General features: G+C 71.3%; 15 protein-coding genes. 7 read left to right on the top strand and 8 right to left on the bottom strand.

Annotation, left to right across the window (positions count from 1 at the left end; genetic code table 11):
• The first annotated feature begins 11 nt into the window (after positions 1-11).
• On the top strand, positions 12-995 hold the full coding sequence (gene dhaK / locus Q0Q47_RS01135) for a dihydroxyacetone kinase subunit DhaK (protein ID WP_293853434.1): 984 nt from the start codon (positions 12-14) through the stop codon (positions 993-995).
• Between the two features lie 132 nt (positions 996-1127).
• Positions 1128-3482 (top strand): xanthine dehydrogenase family protein molybdopterin-binding subunit, encoded by a 2355-nt coding sequence (locus Q0Q47_RS01130; RefSeq protein WP_293853432.1) that lies wholly within the window; start codon positions 1128-1130, stop codon positions 3480-3482.
• A gap of 186 nt (positions 3483-3668) precedes the next feature.
• On the opposite strand, the gene Q0Q47_RS01125 is transcribed toward Q0Q47_RS01130, so the two are convergent.
• The 8 genes from Q0Q47_RS01125 to Q0Q47_RS01090 form a co-directional block, all read right to left on the bottom strand.
• Entirely contained in the window at positions 3669-4769 is a 1101-nt protein-coding gene (locus tag Q0Q47_RS01125) for an NAD(P)/FAD-dependent oxidoreductase (RefSeq protein ID WP_293853430.1), read from the bottom strand.
• A complete protein-coding gene (locus tag Q0Q47_RS01120; protein ID WP_293853429.1) occupies positions 4766-5701 on the bottom strand; it encodes a dihydrodipicolinate synthase family protein in 936 nt (311 codons plus the stop codon). Before Q0Q47_RS01120 ends, Q0Q47_RS01125 begins: the two co-directional genes overlap by 4 nt.
• A 261-nt stretch (positions 5702-5962) precedes the next feature.
• Entirely contained in the window at positions 5963-6901 is a 939-nt protein-coding gene (locus Q0Q47_RS01115) for an ABC transporter substrate-binding protein (RefSeq protein ID WP_293853427.1), read from the bottom strand.
• 88 nt (positions 6902-6989) lie between these two features.
• Positions 6990-8018, bottom strand: a complete 1029-nt coding sequence (locus Q0Q47_RS01110; RefSeq protein ID WP_293853426.1) for a ribose ABC transporter permease — start codon at positions 8016-8018, stop codon at positions 6990-6992.
• A gap of 23 nt (positions 8019-8041) precedes the next feature.
• Positions 8042-9574 (bottom strand): sugar ABC transporter ATP-binding protein, encoded by a 1533-nt coding sequence (locus Q0Q47_RS01105; protein ID WP_293853424.1) that lies wholly within the window; start codon positions 9572-9574, stop codon positions 8042-8044.
• On the bottom strand, positions 9571-10818 hold the full coding sequence (locus tag Q0Q47_RS01100; protein WP_293853422.1) for an ROK family transcriptional regulator: 1248 nt from the start codon (positions 10816-10818) through the stop codon (positions 9571-9573). The genes Q0Q47_RS01105 and Q0Q47_RS01100 overlap by 4 nt, the downstream gene beginning before the upstream one ends.
• A 416-nt stretch (positions 10819-11234) precedes the next feature.
• The gene (gene xylB / locus Q0Q47_RS01095) at positions 11235-12716 is read right to left on the bottom strand and encodes a xylulokinase (RefSeq protein ID WP_367278195.1); all 1482 of its coding nucleotides are present in this window, start codon (positions 12714-12716) and stop codon (positions 11235-11237) included.
• A gap of 203 nt (positions 12717-12919) precedes the next feature.
• Entirely contained in the window at positions 12920-16138 is a 3219-nt protein-coding gene (locus tag Q0Q47_RS01090; protein ID WP_293853420.1) for a DEAD/DEAH box helicase, read from the bottom strand.
• 88 nt (positions 16139-16226) lie between these two features.
• Between Q0Q47_RS01090 and Q0Q47_RS01085 the strand changes: the two genes are divergently transcribed.
• From Q0Q47_RS01085 to Q0Q47_RS01065, 5 genes are all read left to right on the top strand, one after another.
• Entirely contained in the window at positions 16227-16457 is a 231-nt protein-coding gene (locus Q0Q47_RS01085; protein WP_293853418.1) for a DUF1289 domain-containing protein, read from the top strand.
• Between the two features lie 73 nt (positions 16458-16530).
• Positions 16531-17334, top strand: a complete 804-nt coding sequence (locus Q0Q47_RS01080; protein ID WP_293853416.1) for a polyphosphate kinase 2 family protein — start codon at positions 16531-16533, stop codon at positions 17332-17334.
• Positions 17335-17491: 157 nt separating this feature from the next.
• Positions 17492-18748 (top strand): 3-phosphoshikimate 1-carboxyvinyltransferase, encoded by a 1257-nt coding sequence (locus Q0Q47_RS01075; RefSeq protein ID WP_293853414.1) that lies wholly within the window; start codon positions 17492-17494, stop codon positions 18746-18748.
• 324 nt (positions 18749-19072) lie between these two features.
• On the top strand, positions 19073-19993 hold the full coding sequence (locus Q0Q47_RS01070; protein ID WP_293853413.1) for a hypothetical protein: 921 nt from the start codon (positions 19073-19075) through the stop codon (positions 19991-19993).
• Positions 19929-21455 carry a DNA polymerase Y family protein gene (locus tag Q0Q47_RS01065; RefSeq protein WP_367278196.1) on the top strand — a complete coding sequence of 509 codons (1527 nt, stop codon included), beginning with the start codon at positions 19929-19931 and terminating at the stop codon, positions 21453-21455. Before Q0Q47_RS01070 ends, Q0Q47_RS01065 begins: the two co-directional genes overlap by 65 nt.
• Positions 21456-21459: the final 4 nt, after the last annotated feature.

Raw genomic sequence — 21459 nt, 5'->3', positions numbered from 1 at the left:
GAGGGAAGACCATGAAGAAGCTGATCAACGCGGTCGACAGCGTCCTCACCGAGAGCCTCGACGGCTTTGTGGCGGCCCATGCCGACCTGCTCGTGCTGGGCGAGGAGCACAAGTTCGTCCGGCGCCGCGCGCTGAAGCCGGGCAAGCCCGCCCTGATCTCGGGCGGCGGCTCCGGCCACGAGCCGCTGCATGCGGGCTTCGTCGGCGCCGGCATGCTCGATGCCGCGTGCCCCGGGCAGGTCTTCACCTCGCCCACGCCCGACCAGATGATCGCCGCGGCCGAGGCGGTCGACACCGGCGCGGGCGTGCTCTTCATCGTGAAGAACTACGAGGGCGACGTCATGAACTTCGAGATGGCGGCCGAGATGGCCGGCCGCGAGATTCTGACGGTGGTGACGGATGACGACGTCGCCGTCGAGACGTCGACCTACTCCACCGGCCGGCGCGGCGTCGCGGGCACCCTCGTCGTGGAAAAGATCGTCGGCGCCGCCGCCGAGCAGGGCCGCGGGCTCGCCGACCTGCAGGCGCTCGGCAAGGACGTCAACGGCCGCACCCGGTCCATGGGCGTGGCCCTGACGTCCTGCACCGTGCCGGCGGCCGGCAAGCCGACCTTCACGCTCGCGGAAGACGAGATGGAAATGGGCGTGGGCATCCACGGCGAGCCGGGTCGCCGCCGGGTGAAGCTCGCCACCGCCGACGCGATCGCCGAGGAGATGCTGGGCGCCATCGTCGGTGACCTCGGTCCGAAGGCCGGCTCGGAATGCCTGCTGCTGCTCAACGGCTTCGGCGGCACGCCCGCGATGGAGCTCTACCTGATGGTGAACAGTGCCCGGCGCATCCTGGCCGGCAAGGGCGTGACCGTGACCCGGTTCCTGACGGGCTCCTACGTGACCTCGCTGGAGATGGCCGGCTGCTCGCTGACGGTCACCATGCTGGACCAGGCCGTGACGACCCTGTGGGACGCGCCCGTGCACACGCCGGCCCTGCGCTGGTGAGCCTTTGCGGGCTTCAAGGGTGGTCCGCATGACCTGAAAGCAACGGAGGTGTGACCGAACGCCTATCGCCACGGGCGATTCGAGCGCTAAACTGGTCAGCAATCCTGTCTTTCCAGATCATGGTGCCTTGGCATGAACGTGCGCACGTCTCCCGATGACCTGTCGGCCATGCAGTTCGGCGTTGGCCAGCCCGTCCCCCGCAACGAGGATCCGATCCTGGTCCGCGGCGAGGGCCGATACACGGACGACGTTTCGATCGAAGGGCAGCTCTACGCCCATTTCGTGCGCAGCCCCTACGCCCACGGCGTGATCAAGGGCATCGATACCGAAACCGCCAAGGGCATGAAGGGCGTGGTCGCGGTCTACACGGGCGCCGACCTGGAGGGGAACGGCTACGGCACGCTGAAATGCGTGTTCGCGTTCCAGAATCGCGACGGCACGCCGATGAAGAAGCCGGTGCGCAAGCCACTGGCCATGGACAAGGTGCGGTTCGTCGGCGACCCCGTCGCCCTCGTGGTGGCCAAGACCGCGGCGCAGGCCCGTGACGCGGCCGAAGCCGTCGTCCTGGACATCGAGGTCCTGCCGGCCGTCACCACCGTGGACGAAGCGCTCGCCCCCGGCGCACCGCAGCTCTACGACGACGTGCCCGGCAACCTCATCGTCGACTTCCACTCCGGTGACTCGGAGAAGGTCGCCGCCGCCTTCGCCAAGGCGGCCCACGTCACGAAGCTTCGGCTCGTCAACAACCGCGTGGTCGTCAACCCGATGGAGCCGCGCGCCGCGGTCGCCACCTTCGACCGCAAGACCGGGCGCTACACCCTCTACGCGCCCAGCCAGGGCGTGTTCGGCAAGCGCAACAACCTGGCCGAGGCGATGGGCGTGAAGGCCGACAAGATGCGGCTGGTCACCGGCCATGTCGGCGGCTCGTTCGGCATGAAGGGCGCGGTGTTTCCTGAATATGTCGGGCTCCTGCACGCGGCCAAGCTCCTGAAGAAGCCGGTCAAGTGGACCGACCAGCGCTCGGAGAGCTTCGTCTCCGACCATCACGGCCGCGACATGGTGTTCGAGGCCGAGCTGGCGCTCGACGCCAAGGGCACGTTCCTGGCCACCCGCTTCACCGGCGTCGGCAACCTGGGCGGCTATCTCACCCAGGTCGGCCCGATGATGGCCACCAACAACATCGGCAAGAACTCGATCGGCATGTACCGCACGCCGCTCGTCGAGGTGAGCTCGCGCTGCGCGGTCACCAACACGGTTCCGATCGGCGCCTATCGCGGCGCGGGGCGCCCCGAGGGCAACTACTTCATGGAGCGCCTCATCGACGCGGCCGCCGCCGAGATGGGCATCGACAAGGTGGCGCTGCGCAAGCGCAACCTGATCAAGCCGGACCAGATGCCCTGGTCGACGCCGGCCGGCACCACCTACGACAGCGGCGACTTCCCGGCGCTCTTCGCCAAGGCGATCGAGGCCGCCGACTGGGACGGCTACAAGACACGCCTGCGCGACAGCCGCAAGAACGGCAAGCTGCGCGGCCGCGGCATCGGCTGCTACCTCGAGGTGACGGCGCCCCCGACCAACGAGATGGGGGGCATCCACTTCGAGGAGGACGGCACCGTCACCATCGTGACCGGCACGCTCGACTACGGCCAGGGGCACTGGACCGCCTTCGCGCAGGTGCTGACGAGCCGCCTCGGTGTCCCCTTCGACAAGATCCGCCTCGTGCAGGGCGACAGCGACCGCCTGATCGCCGGCGGCGGCACGGGTGGCTCCAAGTCGATCATGGCGAGCGGCGCGGCCATCGTGGAAGCCAGCGCGCTGGTGGTCGAGAAGGGCAAGGCCATCGCGGCCCATGTGCTGGAGGCCGGCGTCGGTGACATCGAGTTCGCCAACGGCCGTTTCACCATCGCCGGCACCGACCGGTCGGTCGGGATCATGGATCTCGCCGAGCGGCTGCGCAAAGGCCTCGTGCTGCCCAAGGACGTGCCGCAGACGCTGAACGTCGACCACGTCTTCAAGCAGGCGCCGTCGGCCTATCCCAACGGCTGCCACGTCGCCGAGATCGAGATCGATCCGGACACCGGGGCGATCACCATCGACCGCTACGTCACGGTCAACGACTTCGGCACGCTGGTGAACCCGATGCTCGTCGAGGGCCAGCTCCATGGCGGCGTGGTGCAGGGCATCGGCCAGGCGCTCTACGAGAGCACGGTCTATGACGGCGAGGGCCAGCTCGTGACGGGGTCCTACATGGACTACGCCATGCCGCGCGCCGCCGACGTGCCGTTCTTCTCTTTCGAGAACAGCGGCGTGCCCACGGCCACCAATCCGCTGGGCGCCAAGGGGTGCGGCGAGGCGGGCTGCGCCGGGTCGCTGCCGTCGGTGATGAACGCCATCGTCGATGCGCTGTCGCCCTACGGCGTGAAGCACGTCGACATGCCGGCGACGCCCCACGCCATCTGGCAGATCATCAACGCCGCTGGCAAGTGAGGGGCGGGAAGGGGACTGGCCTCCAAGCCTCCCAGTCCTCCTCATCCTGAGCCGGCCGCGGAGCGGCCGAGTCGAAGGACGCAGCATATCGCAGCTGAACAGTTGTGCGTCCTTCGACTCACGGCCCTGCGGGCCGTGGCTCAGGATGAGGACATTGGAGGTCGGAAAGAGAAGCAGGCCAGCTCTCTACCCGATGCGCCGCACGACCTCTTCGGCGATGGCCATGGACGAGGTCAGCCCCGGGCTTTCGATGCCGAGCAGGTTGACCACCCCAGGTACGCCGTGCTCGCGCGGCCCGTCGATGCGGAAGTCGGGGGCGGGGTCCTTGGGGCCCGCGATCTTGGGGCGGATCCCCGCATAGCCGGGCGACAGCGCGTTCTCGGGCAGGCCCGGCCAGTATTTGCGGATCTCGGCGTCGAAGCCTGCGCCTCGGGCTGGATCGACGTCATAGTTCGGCTCCTCGATCCATTCGACGTCCGGACCGAAGCGCGCCTGGCCGCCGAGGTCGATCGTCAGGTGAACGCCGAGGCCATGGGTGTGCGGCGCCGGATAGATGAGCCTCGTGAAGGGCGCGCGGCCGGACAGGACGAAGTAGTTGCCCTTGGCGTAGCGGGTGGGCGGGATGGCGCCGGCCGGCAGGCCGTGGATGGCCTCTCCGACCGTGGAGGCCGCGAGCCCGGCGGCGTTGACCAGAAGCCCCGTGGTGAACCGGAAGGGCTCCGCTCCGCCCGTCTCCACCGCAATCGCGTTGCCCCCGGCGCTGGCGCGCAGGAAGGGTGTGTGGAAGGCGAAGGAGCCGCCGGCGTTCTCGACTTCGCCCTGCATCGACAGCATGTAGGCATGGCTGTCCACGATGCCCGTCTCGGGCGACCAGAGCGCGCCGACGCAGAACAGCGCCGGTTCCATGGCCATGGCCGCCGCCCCGGAGATCATCTCCAGGTTCTCGACGCCGTTCGCCTCGCCGCGGCGGGCCACGCCCAGCACCGCCTGCAGCTCGTGCTCGTCGGTCGCGACGATGAGCTTGCCGCATTTGCGGTGGGCGATGCCGCGCTCCGCGCAATAGGCGTAGAGCAGGCGCCGGCCTTCGACGCACATCCGCGCCTTCAGGCTGCCGGTGGGATAGTAGAGCCCGGCGTGGATCACCTCGCTGTTGCGCGAGGACGTGCCGGTGCCGATGCCCTCCGCGGCCTCCAGCACCAGCACCGAGCGGCCCGTCAGCGCCAGCGCGCGGGCGACGGCGAGGCCGACGACGCCGGCCCCGACGATGGTGGCGTCGACGTCGGTCAACCCGGCAGCTTTCCGGCGCGGCCGTCGTGGCGGGCGAGGCGGCCCAGCAGGTACTCGACCTCGGCTTTCGCGGCGGGGGTGAGCGAGGAGCCCGGCTTGCGCTGGGCGTCGGAGGCGAGGATGCCGCGGCGCTTCAGGATGTACTTGCGCACCGCCAGGCCCACGCCCTGCTGCTGCTCGTAGCGCACCACCGGAAGGTGGGCGTCGAAGAGGTCGTGGGCGGCGTCGCGCTCGCCGGCCTTCTGCAGGCGCACCACGTCGATCAGCATCTCGGGGAAGGCGTAGCCGGTCATGGCGCCGTCGACGCCACGCTCCATCTCGAAGTCGAGGAAGAGGCCGCCATTGCCCGTCAGGATCGAGACGTGGCGCAGCGAGCCCTCCTTCTCGAAGCGGCGCAGCGCCGAGATCTTCTCCAGGCCCGGCCAGTCCTCGTGCTTCAGCATCACGCAGGACGGGTTGTCCATGATGATCTTCTGGATGACCTTCGGGGTCATCTGCACCTGCAGCGTCAGGGGATAGTCCTGGATGCAGAACGGGATGTCCGTGCCGATCGCCTCGACCGCCTGCGCATAGTAGGTGACGATCTGGTCGTCGGTGCGCAGCGTGGACGGCGGGGCGATCATGACGCCGCCGGCGCCCTTGTCCATGACGGCGCGGGCCAGCGAGCGCATCGCGGCGAAGCCCGGCGCCGAGACGCCGACGAGCACCGGCAGCTTGCCGGCGCGCTTGATGCAGCGGTCGACGAAGGCCACGGATTCGGACAGGTCGAGCTTGGGCGCCTCGCCCATGATGCCCAGCACCGTCATGCCCGTGGCGCCGATCTCGCCCCACCACTCGACCATGCGGTCCGTGGAGTTGAAGTCGATCTCGCCGTTGTCGGTGAAGGGGGTCGGGGCGATCGGGTAGACCCCGGCCGAATGGATGCCGAACATGTGTGCTCTCCCAGTTGGCCGAGGATTATCGGAGGGAGCGTTTTCCGGCAACAACGCTGGGCGCGGGTCCGTTGTGCGTCCTTCGACACGCCGCCTGCGGCGGCTGCTCAGGGCGAGGACCTTTGGTGCAGTCCAACGCTACGATCGTCCTCATCCTGAGCAGGCCGCGGAGCGGCCGTGTCGAAGGACGCACCACCCGTCCGCATGCGAAAACGGGCGGGATCGCTCCCGCCCGCCGTCACTCAGGCTCGAACCGCCGGCTCAGCGCGGCGAGGTCCAGCCCTTGTAGTCCTTCACGTTGTCGCGGGTGACGAGCTTGGACTCCATCAACGTGACGGTCTGCTCGGGCTTCTTGCCGTTCATGGCGTCGACGCCCAGCTTCACGGCAAGCTGCGCCATGGCGTAGGGGTCCTGGCTCGCGGAGGCCTGGACCTGCGGGCTGTTCGGGTCCTTCAGCGAGGCCTCGATGTCCGGGGCGCCGTCGACGGCCGTGATGATGATGCCCGAGCGGTTGAGCTGCTTGGCGGCGAGGTCGGTGCCGATCGCCTGCGGGTCGTTGATGGCGAACACCGCGTCGATCTTCTGGAAGCGGGTCAGGTGACCCTGCATCACGGCGAGACCGCCGTCGCGCGAACCCTTGCCGTCCTGGTCGTCGGACAGAACCTTGATGCCCGGCGCCTTCTTGAACACGGTCTTGCAGCCGTTGACGCGGTCCACGACGGCCGAGACCTGCGGGCCGTTCTGGATGATCACGTCGCCCTTCCCGCCGAGCTTGTCGACGATGTACTGGCAGGCGATCTCGCCGGCCTGGACGTTGTTGGTGGTGACGGTGAGGTCGGCGCCCTTGGCCGCCGTGTCGACGGCGACGACGAGGATGCCGGCTGCCTGGGCCTTCTTGATCGCCGGCTCGAGCGCGTTGGCGTCGCCCGGGTTCAGGAGGATCATGTCGACGCCGGCGGCGATGAAGTTGTCGATCTGCGTGAACTGCTTGCCGAGGTCGTAGTCGAAGCCGACGGTGGTGACCTTGACGTTCGGGTTGACCTTGCGGGCCTGGTCCTCGGCGCCCTTGGACAGCGCGACGAAGAACGGATTGCCCATCGAGCCCAGCGAGATGCCGATCGACTTGAGTTCCTTGGCGGACGCGGGGGCGGCGAGCGCGAGGGCGGCAGCGGCCGTGGCCGCCATCAGGAAGGTCTTCATGAGAGTTCTCCTCCGGAGGTGACAAGTTGGTCTTGTGAAACTGGGACGGACCCGACCAGACGATCCGTCCCCCTGCCGACGCACCGGATCAGGTGCGCGCGGAACCCTTGAGGCGGTAGCGGTCGAGCGCCACGGCCCCGATGATGACGAAGCCCTTGATGATGAACTGCCAGATGTCGGAGACGCCGACGAGGATCAGGCCGTTCGAGAGCACGGCGATCATCAGCGCGCCGATCAGCGTGCCCCAGATGGAGCCGATGCCGCCGACGAAGCTGGTGCCGCCCAGGATGACCGCCGCGATGGCGTCGAGCTCGTAGGACTGGCCGAGCTGCAGGCCGTTGGCGGCGTAGAGCCGGGCGGCCGACATGGCACCGCCGAGGCCGGCCAGGGCGCCGGACACGCCGTAGACGAAGAGCAGGACCATCCAGACCTTGATGCCCGAGAGGCGCGCCGCGTCCGGATTGCCGCCGACGGCGTAGATGCGCACGCCGAGCACGGTGCGGCGCAGCACGAACCAGGACACGAGCACCACGGCGAAGGCGATGATGACCAGCCACGGGATGCCGAAGAGGTTGCCGTTGCCGATGAAGGCGAACGGGAGCTGCGGGTTGAAGACGGTCTTGTCCTCGCCGATCAGGCGCGCGAAGCCGCGCACCGCGGTGAGGGACCCCAGCGTCACGATGAAGGGCGGCAGCTTGAAGGCGGCCACGAGCGCGCCGTTGAGCAGGCCGAGCGCGAGGCCCATCAGGATCGCGGCCGGAACCCCGATCAGGCCCCATTCGGGGATCTTGGACGCGATCACCGCCACCATGGCCGAGGCGGCCAGGATGGAGCCGACCGAAAGGTCGATGCCGCCGGTCAGGATCACGAAGGTCATGCCGGCGGCGAGCACCGTGTTGATCGAGGCCTGCTGGGCCACGATCGACAGGTTCTGCCAGGACATGAAGCGCCCGTCGGCCCAGGCGGTGGCGAAGCTGCCGCTCTGGGAATAGCCCGACAGGAACTGGAACATGATGGCGATCAGGATGAGGATGGGCAGCATCCCCAGCGCCTGGATCGTGGAGCGGATGGCGAGACGGCGCCTGGTGGCACCCTGGGTCATGTCGACGGCGGTCATGGCGATGATCCCTTGTCGTCGGTTCAGGCGGCGAGGCCGTGGCTTGCGCCGGTGGCGATGGCGCCGATGGCTTCCTGGGTGATGGGCGTGCCGGTGGTGCCCCCGACCTCGCCGGCGATGACGCCTTCGCGCATCACCAGCACGCGGTCGCAGACGCCGACGATCTCGGGCAGCTCGCTCGAGATCACGATGACCCCGACGCCCGCGCGGGCGAGGTCGTCGATCAGCCGGTAGATTTCGGACTTGGCGCCGATGTCGACGCCGCGCGTCGGCTCGTCGAGGATCAGCACCTTCGGCTTGCATTCGAGGAGCCGCGACAGCAGCACCTTCTGCTGGTTGCCGCCCGACAGCGCCCCGACATTGACCATGTCGGTCGAGACGCGGATGGAGAGCGCCTTGACCGCGGCGGCCGAGCGGGCCCGGGCCGCGGCTCCGTTGAGGATGCCCGCACCGCGGCTGTCGCGGGCGATGACGCCGAGATTGATGTTCTCTCGCACGGTCATGTCGAGGAACAGCCCGAGGTGCTTGCGATCCTCGGTGAGGTAGACGAGCCCGGCCGCGATCGCATCCTGCGGCAGCTTCGGGGTGATGTCGGTCCCGTCCAGAACGACGGTTCCCGAGGCGCGCCGGTCGGCGCCGTAGATCAGGCGGGCGAGTTCGGTGCGGCCCGCGCCGACCAGGCCGGCGAGCCCGAGCACCTCGCCCTGGTGCAGCTCGAGCGAGCAGCCATGGACGCGCTTGCCGTCGCCCATGTCGCGCACCGACAGGATCACCGGTCCGCGGCTCATGTGGGCGTCGTGGTCCTTCTTGTAGAAGGAGGAGAGGTCGCGGCCCACCATCATGCGCACCAGCGCCTCGGCGGAGATCTCCTCCCGGTTCAGCGTGCCCACGAAGGTGCCGTCGCGCAACACGCTGACACGGTCGGACAGCTCGTAGACCTCCGCCATGCGGTGGCTGATGTAGATGATCGCCATGCCCTCCGACCGCAGCTGGCGGACGATGGCGAAGAGCGCTTCGGTCTCGCGCGAGGACAGCGAGGTCGTGGGCTCGTCCATCACCAGGATGCGCGAGCGGGCGTGCACGGCGCGGGCGATCTCGACCTGCTGGCGCTCGGCCATCGAGAGATCGGCGACCAGCGTGGCCGGGCCGAAGGTGACGCCGAGGCGCTGCAGCACCGGCGCGCATTCCCGGGCCATGGCGCGGCGGTCGAGGATGCCGCCGCGGGCATGCTCGCGGCCGAGCAGCATGTTCTCGGCCACCGTCAGGTTCGGGGCGAGCGCCAGCTCCTGGTAGATGATGGCGACGCCCGCGTCGCGGGCCGCCTGGGGACCCTTGATGGTGACCGCCCGGCCGCCGATCAGGATCTCGCCGCCCTCGTCCGCCTGGTAGGCACCCGACAGGATCTTCATGAGCGTCGACTTGCCGGCGCCGTTCTCGCCCATGAGGGCGTGAACCTCGCCGGGCCACACCCGAAGCGACACGCCGCTGAGCGCCTTGATGGTGGCGAAGGTCTTGGAGATGTTGCGCATCTCCAGAATCGGAACGGCATCCGTCATGACAGGACCTCCATGAAGGCATCCGGCGTGTCTCCGGTGAGGAGCTCGCGCATCGGGCTGTAGCTGACGTGGACGGGAAGGCTCGCGGCGCCCACGGCGCCCGCGTCGCGGCCGACGGCGCCGACGCGGATCTCGGGGGCCTGGCGGGACTCGGCGACGCAGGCGGCGCAGCGTTCGGCAAGCCGGGCGACCAGCGGCTCGAGATGCTCGTGCGGCAGGTCGCCGGCCACGATGACGTGCTGGACGTCGAGGATGTGGGCGCCGGTCAGGATCGGCCAGGCCATGGCGTCGGCGGCGTCGTCGATCCATTCGGCGAAGGCCTTCGGCGCGGCGTCGATGGCGTCGTCGAGGTCGAGCGTCGAGCGCACCCGCACGCCGTTGTGGCGCAGGTGCCGCGCGAGCACGGCGAGGGAGGCGCGGGCGATGAGCGGCTGGGCGCGCCCGTCGCCGGGCGGCGCGGAGGCGAGCCGCGAGGGGCCTACCGGCACCACGGCCATGTCGCCGGCATTGGCGTTGCGGCCGCGCAGGTAGTTGCCGCCGAGCACGACGCCACCACCGACCGCCGGGCCGATGAACAGATAGAGGAAGTCGTCCAGCTCGCGGCCGTGGCCGTGCAGGAGTTCGCCCACCGCGGCAGCGCTGCCGTCGTTCTCCACCACCACGGCGAGGCCGGTGGCCTGGGTCAGCGCCGGCTGCAGGTCGAAGGCGTCCCAACGCCGGAACACGGCGTCGGGCAGGTCGAGGTTTCCGAGCCAGCTGCCGAGATTGTAGGGCATCGCGACGCCGAGCCCGGAGAGGCGGGCGGACGACTTAGGCCCGAGGCGACGACGGAAACCGCGGACGTGCGAGGCCAGCGCCGCGATGGCGTCCTCGGGCATCGGCAGCCCGTCGATCACGACGCGCTCGATGACCGTGCCGGCGAGATCCACGAGCACGGTCTCGATCATGTCGCGATCGATGCGCACGCCGACGGCGTAGGCGCCTTCCGGGTTCAGCTCGAGAACGGTGGCCGGCTGCCCCCGGCCGCCGTAGCGCTTGCCGGCGGTGCGGACGAGGCCGGTCTCCTCCAGCTTGCGGACGATGACGCCGGCGGCATTGCTGGTGAGACCGATGCGGCGGGCGAGGTCGGCCTTGGAGGCCGGACCGAGGCGGCGCAGCGACGACAGCACCACGCGCTCGTTGAAGTCGCCGATCTGGGTGGAAGTCGAGCCCTGTCCAAGCGATCCCGCACCGTTCGACGCCAAGCCGGCGCCTCCGGGACCCACTTGCGGCACGTGTGACGGACGGCTTGGCCGCACGTCCTCCTCCCTCGTTTGGCCGCTCCGGTTCGATGCCGGAGCGATTATGTAATCAACGATGATTTATTCTGCCTGCGTTCAGCGGCGCCGTCAACGGGATTGTTGTTCAGAATTGAACTGGCGGGTGCCGTGGCCTTCGCCGCGAGACTGGCGGCTGCGGATCGGCGTTCGTCAATTGCCCCCCGGCACCGCCGTGCGCCTCACGTCTTTGGTGCGCCACAACCTCTCAGCCGTCCTGCCCGGGCTCGGCCCGGGCATCCACGACTGTGCCGGGGCCATCCGCAAGTCGTGGATGGCCGGGCCGAGCCAGGCCAGGACGCGGAGAGGGAGGTGCAAGCTGGACTACTGAAAGGGTCCGAGCGTCAGCCCTGGCCCTGATCCGCAAACAGCGGCTTCAGCGTGCGGTAGAGCGTGCGGAAGCGTCCGAGCCGCTCCCGATAGGCCTCGACCAGCGTGGGATCGGGCGAAGTCTCGTCGAGGACCGGCGGCGGCACGCAGACGCTTTCGACGGCACCCTGCCCGAGAGCGAGCCGGGCCAGGCGCGCGGCACCCACGGCGGGCCCTTTTGCCGCACCCGCATAGCGAACGAGCGTCACGTCCAGCACCGAGGCGAGGATCTTCATCCAGAAGGCGCTGCGGGCGCCGCCGCCGATCACCCCGGCACGGGTCACCCGCGTGCCCGAGCCGGCCAGCGCGTCGCGGGCATCGGCGAAGCTGAACGCCACGCCCTCCAGGACCGCCTGCATCGCGTCGGCCCGGTCGCTCGCCGGCGTCAGGCCGAAGAGGACGCCGCGCGCATCGGGGTCGTCGTGCGGGGTGCGCTCGCCGGTGAGGTAGGGCAGGAAGAGGAGGCTGCCCGGACCGCGGAAGCGCGCCTCCGCCTCGGCGAGCAGCGTGGCCACGTCGCTGCCGACGAAGCCGGCGAGCCAGGCGAGGCAGCTCGCGCCGTTCAGCATCGCGCCCATCTGGAACCAGCGTCCCGGCACCGCGTGGCAGAAGGCGTGCACGGCCTGCTCGGGCGCGGGCCGGTATTGCGCGTTCGACACGAAAAGCTGGCCCGACGTGCCGAGCGAGATGAAGGCATCGCCGTCGCGCACCGCACCGATCCCGATGGCGCCGGCCGCCGCGTCGCCCGCTCCCGCCGCGACGATGACGGGTCCGGTCATGCCCCAGCGCGCGGCGAGCTCAGGGCGCAGGCGACCGGCGGGAGCCGGGCTTTCCAGTGCCGGCGGAAGCACGGCCGGATCGAGGCCCGTGGCCCTCGCCGCCTCGACCGACCAGGTGCGCGCCGCCTCGTCGAACCACCACGTGCCAGCCGCATCGGACACGTCGGTCGCCTTCTCGCCGGTGAGGCGGAATCGGACGTAGTCCTTGGGCAGCATCACCGTGCGGATCCGCTCCACGAGCCCGGGCTCGTTGGCGATCAGCCAGGGGATCTTGGGTCCCGTGAAGCCCGCCATCGGCGGGACGCCGACGATGGCCGCGAGGTGCGGGTGGGTGCGCCGCAGGTCGCGCGCCTGCGGTCCGGCGCGGCCATCGTTCCACAGCATGGCGGGCCGCAGGGGCCTGTCGTCGGCGCCGAGCAGGACGGCCCCGTGCATCTGGCCGGAGAGCCCGATGCCGGCCACCCGCGCCATGGCTGACGGCTCGTCTCGCGCGAGCCCGTCGAGCACGCCAGCGGTCGCCTCCCACCACCAGTCGGGATGCTGCTCGGAGGCGCCGGGGCCCGGGCGCAGGATGTCGAGCGGTGCCTCGCGCTCGGCGACGATCGTCTCGGCCTCGTCGGCGAGGACCACCTTCACCGCCGACGTGCCGACGTCAATCCCCAGCACCATGCCGCCCATGCCGCCCTCCCTGCTTCGCTTGCCGGAGAGTGGTCGGGTTGTGGGCGAAAGCCAAGAGCCGAAGCGCGGTGCGTCCTTCGACACGCGGCCTGAGGGCGCTGCTCAGGATGAGGAAAGTGGTGGATTTTCAATCACTAACGATCGTCCTCATCCTGAGCAGGTCGCGCGAGCGGCCGTGTCGAGAACGCAGCATCGTGCCGTGCTCAACCCGCAGCCTTCCTCCGCTTTGCCAGCGCCCCTGCAATGGCCTTCAACAAGGCCAGCGCCGCCCCGACCCGAGCCGGTCCATCCTCCCCGCCGCGGGGCCACATCCAGCGCTCGCCGGCCTCTTCGAGCGGCGGATCGAGATCGCCGGCGAGAGCCGAAAGGCGCTTGCCTGCGGGGTCGCCGCGGGGCGTCAGCGCCAGGCCCTTCGGTCCGGCCTCGAGACGCGCGATGCCCAGCGCGCGGCAGGCGGCCGTGACGCGGACCTGGTCGAGCCACAGGCGCGCCGCCTCGGGCGGTTCGCCGAAGCGGTCGTCCAGCTCGTCGGCGAAGGCCTCGACCGCGCGCAGGTTCGGCAGGCGCATGGCGCGGCGATAGAGCGAGAGACGCAGTTCGGGTTCGGGCACGTAGTCGGCGGACAGGGCCGCGGCGCAGCCGACGGCGAGCTGGGGCGTCCAGTCGTCCTCGTCGCCTTCGCCCCCGAGCGCGGCCACGGCACGGGCCAGCAGGTGGCGCGACAGCTCGACACCGACCCGGCGCAGGTGGCCGGTCTGGTCCACCCCGCCGACATCGCCGGCGCCGCGATGATCGAGGTCTCGCGCCGCCACGGCAAAGCCTGCGCCCGCTTGGTCCAGCGCGGTGAGCGCGGCAATGCGCCGCTCGCCACCGGGACCCGGCGGGGCCAGCGGATTGGTCGCGAGCAGGCAGCGACCCCGGGCCCGGCCGCGCCCGACACGCCCGCGCATCTGGTGCAGCTGCGCGAGCCCGAACCGCTCGGGGTGCCAGATCACCATGGTGTCGGCGCCGGGAATGTCGAGGCCGCTCTCGATGATGCTGGTCGCAATCAGGATGTCGGCCTCCCCATCGGCGAAGCGCAGCATGGCGTCGTCGATGGACTCGGGTGCCATGCGGGCATGGACGGTGATCGGCGTGAGCTCAGGGACGAGGCCGGCGAGGCGCTCGGCCATGGGGGCGATGTCGGCGACGCGGGGGCAGACGACGAAGCTGCGCCCGCCGCGGGCGCGCTCCTCCATCAGGAGATCGCGCACGAGCCCATCGGCCCATGGCGCCGCGAGGGTGCGCACCGGGCGGCGTCCGGCCGGGGCGGTGGCGATGAGCGACACTTCGCGCAGTCCGGCGAGCGTTTCCTGCAGGGTGCGCGGGATCGGCGTGGCGGTCATGGTGAGCGCGTGGACGCCGCGGCGCAGGCGGCGCAACGCGCGCTTGTGCACGTCGCCGAAGCGCTGTTCCTCGTCGACGACGACGAGGCCCAGATTCTCGAAGCGGACGGCGCGCCCGGCCAGCGCATGCGTGCCCACGACGATTCGGACGGAGCCGTCCGCCAGCCCCTCCTTCGTGGCCTTGGCCTCGGCGGCAGGCACGAAGCGCGAGAGCTCCCCCACCGTGATGCCGAAGGGCCCGAAGCGGCGGCGGAACACCTCGGCATGCTGGCGGGCCAGCAGCGTGGTCGGCGCGGCGACGGCCACCTGCCGCCCCGAGAACGCGACGGCCGCGGCGGCCCGCAGCGCCACCTCGGTCTTGCCGAAGCCGACGTCGCCGCACACGAGGCGATCCATCGGACGTGTGCCCGCAAGGTCGTCGAGTGCCGCCTCGACCGCGCGGCGCTGGTCCAGGGTGAGCGGATGCGGGAAGCGGGCACCGAAGCGGGCCATCCGTGCCGGGTCCGGCCTGCAGGCGGGTGCGCGCGCCCTGCGCCGGGCCGCGACCTGGGCGGCGATGCGGGCCGCGACCTCCGCGGCATCGCGCGCCACCTCGTCGCGGCGGCGCTCCCAGTCCGCTCCGCCCAGCCTGTCCCGCTTCACGCCCGTCTCCGCGGTGCCGTAGCGCCAGAGCAGGCCCGCCTCGAGGGGCTGCACGAGCAGCACGTCGTCATCCGCATAGACGAGCCGTATCGCCTCGCCCGGCCCCTCATCGCCGGCTTCGACGGGCACCAGTCCCTCGCAGATCGCGAGCCCGTGCTCCTCGTGCACCACGACGTCGCCGGGCGCGATCTCGGTGTCCTGGACGAAGCCTTCGAGGCCGGGGCCGCGCCGGGCCTGCGTGCCGCCGACCAGGTCCTCGGCCGCCAGCACCAGGACCCCGGTCGCCGCGTCGAGGAACGACGCGGGCAGGGGCGCGCGCAGGCTGAGGACGGCCCCCGGGCCGGCAGCCTCGACGGCGGCCCAGTCCTCGGCGGCCTCCACGCCCGAGCCAGCCTCCCCCAGCAGGCGAAGCAACTGGCGCAGGCCCCGCGGGTCGGGCGAGACGAGAACGACGCGTCCATCCTCGGCGCGGACCTGCGCGACGCGGTCCTGAGGATCCTCGCCGAGATCGGGACGGGGCGCTCCTCCCGGCATCGGTTCGCCGCGCAGGACAAAGCCCTCCCACGCCTCCCGCACCAGCAGGATCGCCGGATCGACGGTGCGGCTTCGGCGGGCGATGGGGGAGGGCTGGTCCTCGGTCGCGAGATCGAGCGCGATGCGGGCGCGCTCGATGGCGCCGGGCGCCAGGAGGATCGCGGCGCCGGCGAGCACGGTCGTGAGGTCGAGGCGCCGATCGCAAGGCTCGGCCGGGTCGCGCGGTGCCCCGTCCGCCTCGCCGGCCCGCTCGCTCGCGGGTCCGACCCGGACCTCCGCGATCTCGCCGATGCCGCGCTGGGACACCGGATCGAAGGGGCGGATCGCGGCGATGCGGCCGCCCTCGCGATCCAGTCTCACCGGTCGTTCGGCATCGGCCGGAAAGACCTCTACGACCTCGCCCCGGATGGCGTATTCCCCGGGCTCGTCGACCCGCGCATCCGCGCCGTAGCCGAGCCGGAGCAGCAACCGGGCGAAGTCCTCGTCCTGCAGCGGGTCGCCGACCGTCAGCACGAGGTCGTCGAGGAGGAGGTGCGCCGGGTCTGCGCTGCGCAGCAGGGCCGATTCCGCACTGGCGAGCACGACGCGTGGCCCCAGAGGGGGCCGTTGCAGGCGCCGCAGCGCCGCGATCCTGCGGCCCATGGCCGCGGCGGACGGCGGCACGGCACCGGTGGGCGACACGTCCCAACCGGGCAGGTGCACGACGTCGAGCTCCGGCGCGAGGCCCGCGAGCACCCCGGCGATCGCGACCGCCTCGTCCTCCTCCGCGGTCAGGCACAGGCTGAGCGGGGCCGTCGCCGAGCGGCGGAGCAGCGCCAGCGCGGCTTCGCCGGGCGTTGCAGGAAGAGGCGTGTCGGACATCGGGGGGATCCGCGAGAGAGTGGGCGCTGGCAACGCGCGGATGCGTCCGCGGTTGCCAAGGGCCGCCCGCCATCCTAGGTGTGCCGCCATGCAGATCACAGAGAGCCCCTGCGTCCACGTCTGTACCATCGATCGCGGCAGCGGCCTGTGCATCGGCTGCGGGCGCACGATCGACGAGATCAGCCGCTGGGTTTCGATGAGCGCCGCCGAGCGGCGCGCCATCATGGACGGGCTTCCCGCCAGGCTCGCGGCCGCCGATTTGCCGCCCCGGCCCCCGCCGGTGCGCACGGGACGGCGCAGGCTGCGCGGTACGCCCTGACGAGGCTTGCCGCGGGGAGGCCGGCGCAACTACCGTGACGGGCAGAAACCCCGCGCACGAGAGGAACACGCCCGTGGCCAACCCGCTCATGATCGCCCCCGGAAAGGCCGCGAAGCTCGACGGCCGCGACCCCGACGACACCGCCTATGTAGGGTCGGAGGAGGAGGCCCGGGCAGGCCTGCTCGCCGATGCCAACGAGATCGACAAGCTGCAGGACAAGCTCTACGCGGAGGGCAAGCGGTCCCTGCTGGTCATCCTCCAGGGCATGGACACGTCCGGCAAGGACGGCACGATCCGGGGCGTGTTCAACACCACCGGCCCGCTCGGCGTGAGCGTCACGGCGTTTCGCAAGCCGAGCGAGGAGGAACTCGCCCACGACTTCATCTGGCGCGCCCACATGGCCGCGCCGCGGCGCGGCACCATCGGCATCTTCAACCGCTCGCACTACGAGGACGTGCTGGTTGTGAAGGTGCGCCGCTTCGCGCCCGCCAAGGAGATCGAGAAGCGCTACGACCAGATCAACGCCTTCGAGAAGATGCTCACCGAGAACGGCACCACGGTGCTCAAGTTCATGCTCCACATCTCCAAGAAGGAGCAGAAGGAGCGTCTGCAGGAACGCCTCGACGACCCCAAGAAGCACTGGAAGTTCAACCCGGGCGATCTCGACGACCGCAAGCTCTGGTCGGATTTCCAGGACGCCTACGATACCATGCTGGAGCGCTGCTCGACCGACTGGGCGCCCTGGTACGTGATCCCGGCCGACAAGAAATGGGCCCGCAACGCCGCCATCGCCAAGATCGTGCGCAAGACGCTGGAGGACATGGATCCCTCCTATCCCAAGGTCACCTGGGACCCCAAGAGCTTCAAGGTGGAGTGAGCGGGGGCGAGTGGCGAATAGCGAGTAGCGAGTAGCGAGTAGGGCGGCTGACAGGTCGGATTCCCAATCCCTGCTCGCTACTCGCTATTCGCTATTCGCTCTCCTCGCTTCCCTCGCCCTCTGGCCTCCCGCGGCCATTTCTGCCAAAAGCGCGGCCATGACCGAACGCATCGTCACCATCGTTCCGCCCGCTCGCCCGCTCACCGGCCGCGCCATGCCGCCGGGGTCGAAGTCGATCACCAACCGCGCGCTGTTGCTCGCGGCCCTGGCGCGCGGCACGAGCCGGCTCACCGGCGCGCTGAAGAGCGACGACACGCTCTACATGGCGCAGGCGCTGCGCGAGATGGGCGTCGCGGTCGAGGAGCCGGACGCGACGACCTTCGTCGTCACCGGCGACGGCACGCTGCGCCGGCCGGGCAAGCCGCTCTTCCTCGGCAATGCCGGCACGGCGACGCGCTTCCTGACGGCGGCCACCGCGCTCGTCGACGGCGACGTGGTGGTCGACGGCGACGCGCACATGCGCAAGCGCCCGATCGGGCCGCTGGTCGAGTCCCTGGCGCAACTGGGCGTGAAGGCCGAGGCGCCCACGGGTTGCCCGCCGGTGACCGTGCACGGCAAGGGTGGCCTCGACGGTGGCCTCGTGACGATCGATGCCGGCCTCTCCAGCCAGTACGTTTCCGCCGTGCTGATGGCGGCCGGCGCCGGCCGCGGGGCGACCCGCATCCGCCTCGTCGGCACCGAGATCGGGGCTCGCGGCTACATCGACCTGACGCTCGCCGCCATGGCGGCCTTCGGCGGCAAGGCCGTGGTGGAGGACGCGGCGACCTGGCGCGTGGAGCCCACCGGCTACACCGCCGCCGACCACCTGATCGAGCCCGACGCCTCCGCCGCGACCTATCTCTGGGCGGCCGAGGTGCTGACGGGCGGCGCCATCGACCTCGGCGTGCCGGCGGCCTCCTTCTCGCAGCCCGACGCGCGCTCCTACGACGTCATCGCCAGCTTCCCGCACATGCCGGCGGTGATCGACGGCTCGCAGATGCAGGACGCCGTGCCGACCATGGCGGTGCTCGCCGCCTTCAACGCGACGCCCGTCCGCTTCACCGGCATCGCCAACCTGCGCGTGAAGGAGTGCGACCGCGTCCGTGCCCTCTCCTCCAACCTCGTCCGCATCCGGCCAGGCCTCGCCCACGAGGAGGGCGACGACCTCGTCGTGGCGTCGGACCCCGGCCTCGCCGGCCAGACCCTGCCGGCCGAGATCGACAGCTTCGCCGACCACCGCATCGCCATGTCCTTCGCCCTGGCGGGCCTGAAGATTTCCGGCATCACCATCCGCGACGCCGGCTGCGTGGCCAAGACGTTCCCCGCCTACTGGGACGTCCTGGCGGGGTTGGGCGTGGAGCTGATCGAGCGCTGAGAGCTCCTGCGTCCTTCGACACGCGGCCTCCGGCCACTGCTCGGAGCTTGCGGAGCGTTGGGCCTCTAAAGCTTGCACCACCCTCTCCGCGTCCTGGCCGGGCCTGGCCCGGCCATCCACGACTTGAGGATGGCCCCGGCAAAGTCGTGGATGCCCGGGCCAAGCCCGGGCAGGACGGCTGAATGGTGCACGCGCACGTGGGAAAACGAGCTGCCCCACCTTCAGCCTGACAACACGCGCCTCGGTTGACTCACTGCCGAGTCTCTGGAATCCATAGAGAACGAAACAAGAACATACCTCCGGATTTTTCAGAGCCCGTGGACCATGACGGTTTCCGCGTCGACACCCCTTTACGCCTCGCTGCGCGAGCGCATCGCCGCCATCGGATCCGATGGGCGGATGCGGGCGCTCGAGTCGGGCGGGGACGACAAGGCGGTGGCGCTCGGCCATGCCCTGGCGGACCGCATCCTGGGCGGCGGGCTGAAGCGCGGGGCGCTGCACGAGATGCGGCATGCGGAGCCCGGCGACGCTCCGGCGGCCACCGGGTTCGCGCTCGCCTGCGTCGCCCGCTTCGGCAGCGGCGGGGTGCGGCCGTGGATGTGGGTGCGCCAGGACCTCGCCGGGCGGGAGACGGGCGAGGCCTACGGGCCGGGCCTCGCCGCGCTCGGGCTCGATCCGTCGCGGCTCGTCATCCTGGCGGCTGCCGATGCCCGCGACGTGCTGCGCGCCGCCGAGGAGGGCGTACGCTGCGCCGCGCTCGCCGCCGTGCTCGTGGAGCCCTGGGGCGATCCGCGCGCGCTCGACCTCACCGCGCTGCGCCGGCTGGCGCTCGCCGCCGAGGAGAGCGGCGTGCCGGTCCTGCTGCTGCGCAACGGCGCCCATGGCGGGCCGGCAGGCGCGGTCACGCGCTGGCGCATCGCCGCCGCGCCGAGCCTGCCGCTCGCCTCGCTGGGCCGCCTGCCCGGCCTCGGCCACCCCGCCTTCGCCGCCACCCTGGAACGCAACCGCCAGCAGGGAGGCCTCGGCGAGGGCGGATCCTGGATCATGGAGTGGTCACCCGATGAACGCGCCTTCGCACCCCCGCGTCCAGGAACCGAGCAAGCACCAAGACACGAGCAAACACATGGAGCAGCCGACCCGGCTGCTGGCGCTGGTCCTGCCGCGCCTGGCGACGGACCGGTTGCGCCGGCATTCCGCCCGGCGGCCGGCGGGGGAGACACCGCCCCTCTCCGCCGCACCGCCTGACGCGCCGCTCGTCGTCGTCGGGCGCGAGCACAATGCGCTCGTGCTCACGGCGGTCGACGCGGATGCCGCCGCCGCCGGGCTCGCTCCCGGCATGCCGCTCGCCACCGCCCGGGCCATGGTGCCGGGCCTCGCCGTGGCCGAGGCGGATCCCGCCGCCGACGCCGCGCTCATGGAGACCGTCGCCGACTGGGCCGAGCGCTACACGCCCTTCATCGGTCTCGATGCACCGGATGGCCTCGTGCTCGACATCGGCGGCTCGGCGCATCTCTTCGGCGGCGAGGCCGCCATGCTCGACGACCTCGTCGGGCGCTGCCGGCGGGCGGGGCTGACCGCCCGCGGAGCGATCGCGGGCAGCCGCGCCGCGGCCGTCGCGCTTGCGCGCTTCGGCCGGGACGGGCAGGGCACGATCGTGGCGCCGGGCGGCGAGGCAAAGGCCGTGGCGCCACTGCCCGTGGCGGCGCTGGGCCTTCACCCGGACCTCGCCGGAGCGCTGGTGCGGCTCGGCCTCAAGCGCGTCATGGATCTCGCCGTGCGCCCGCGCGGGCCGCTCGCCGCCCGTTTTGGCACCGACCTGCTGACGCGTCTCGACCGGGCGCTGGGCCGCGCCGACGAGCCGCTGTCGCCGCGCCGGCCGCTGCCGGCCTGCACCGCGGAGCGGCGCTTCGCCGAACCCATCGGGCACGAGGAGGACGTGCGCCGCTCGATCCTGGCGCTCGCCGCCGATCTCGGCCGGATCCTGGAGCGGCGAGGGGAGGGCGCGCGGCGCCTGGAACTCGTCTTCTTCCGCACCGACGGGGCGCTGCGTCGGCTCACGGTGGCGACCGGCCGCCCGCTGCGCGACCCCGCCACGGTGCTGCGCCTCTACCGCGAGGCGCTGGATTCGCTTGCCGATCCCGTCGACCCCGGTTTCGGCTTCGACGTCATGCGGCTCTCCGCGCTGGCCACCCAGCGCCAGGACGCCGAGCAGACCGGCCTCGACGCGCGCCGCCAGGACGACGCGCTGCTGGCCGATCTCACCGACCGGCTCTCCGCCCGCTTCGGCCATCGCCGGGTGCTGGCGCTGGCCGCGCAGGACAGCCACGTGCCCGAGCGGGCGAGCCTCGCCGTGCCGGCCCAGGCCGGCCGCGCGCCAGGCAGCTGGGCCGACTGGACCGTGCCCGGCGAGCCGCCCGTGCGCCCGGTGAGGCTCGTCGATCCGCCGGAGCGGATCGAGGCGCTGGCCGAAGTCCCCGACGGGCCGCCCGTGCGCTTCCGCTGGCGCCGCGTCGTTCACGCCGTGCGCAAGGCCGAGGGCCCCGAGCGCATCGCGCCGGAATGGTGGCTGGCGCCCGAAGGCACGCTGACCCGCGACTATTTCCGCGTCGAGGATGAAGCCGGCCGCCGCTTCTGGCTCTACCGCGAGGGCCTGTGGTCCCGCGAGACCGACGCCCCCCGCTGGTTCCTGCACGGGCTGTTCGCGTGAGGGC

Origin of the sequence: uncultured Alsobacter sp., assembly GCF_945952055.1 — a bacterium.
In the GTDB taxonomy this organism is placed as follows: Bacteria; Pseudomonadota; Alphaproteobacteria; order Rhizobiales; family Beijerinckiaceae; genus Alsobacter.
Note: the sequence above shows the minus strand (reverse complement) of the source record. Positions and strands in the feature narration are given on the sequence as shown.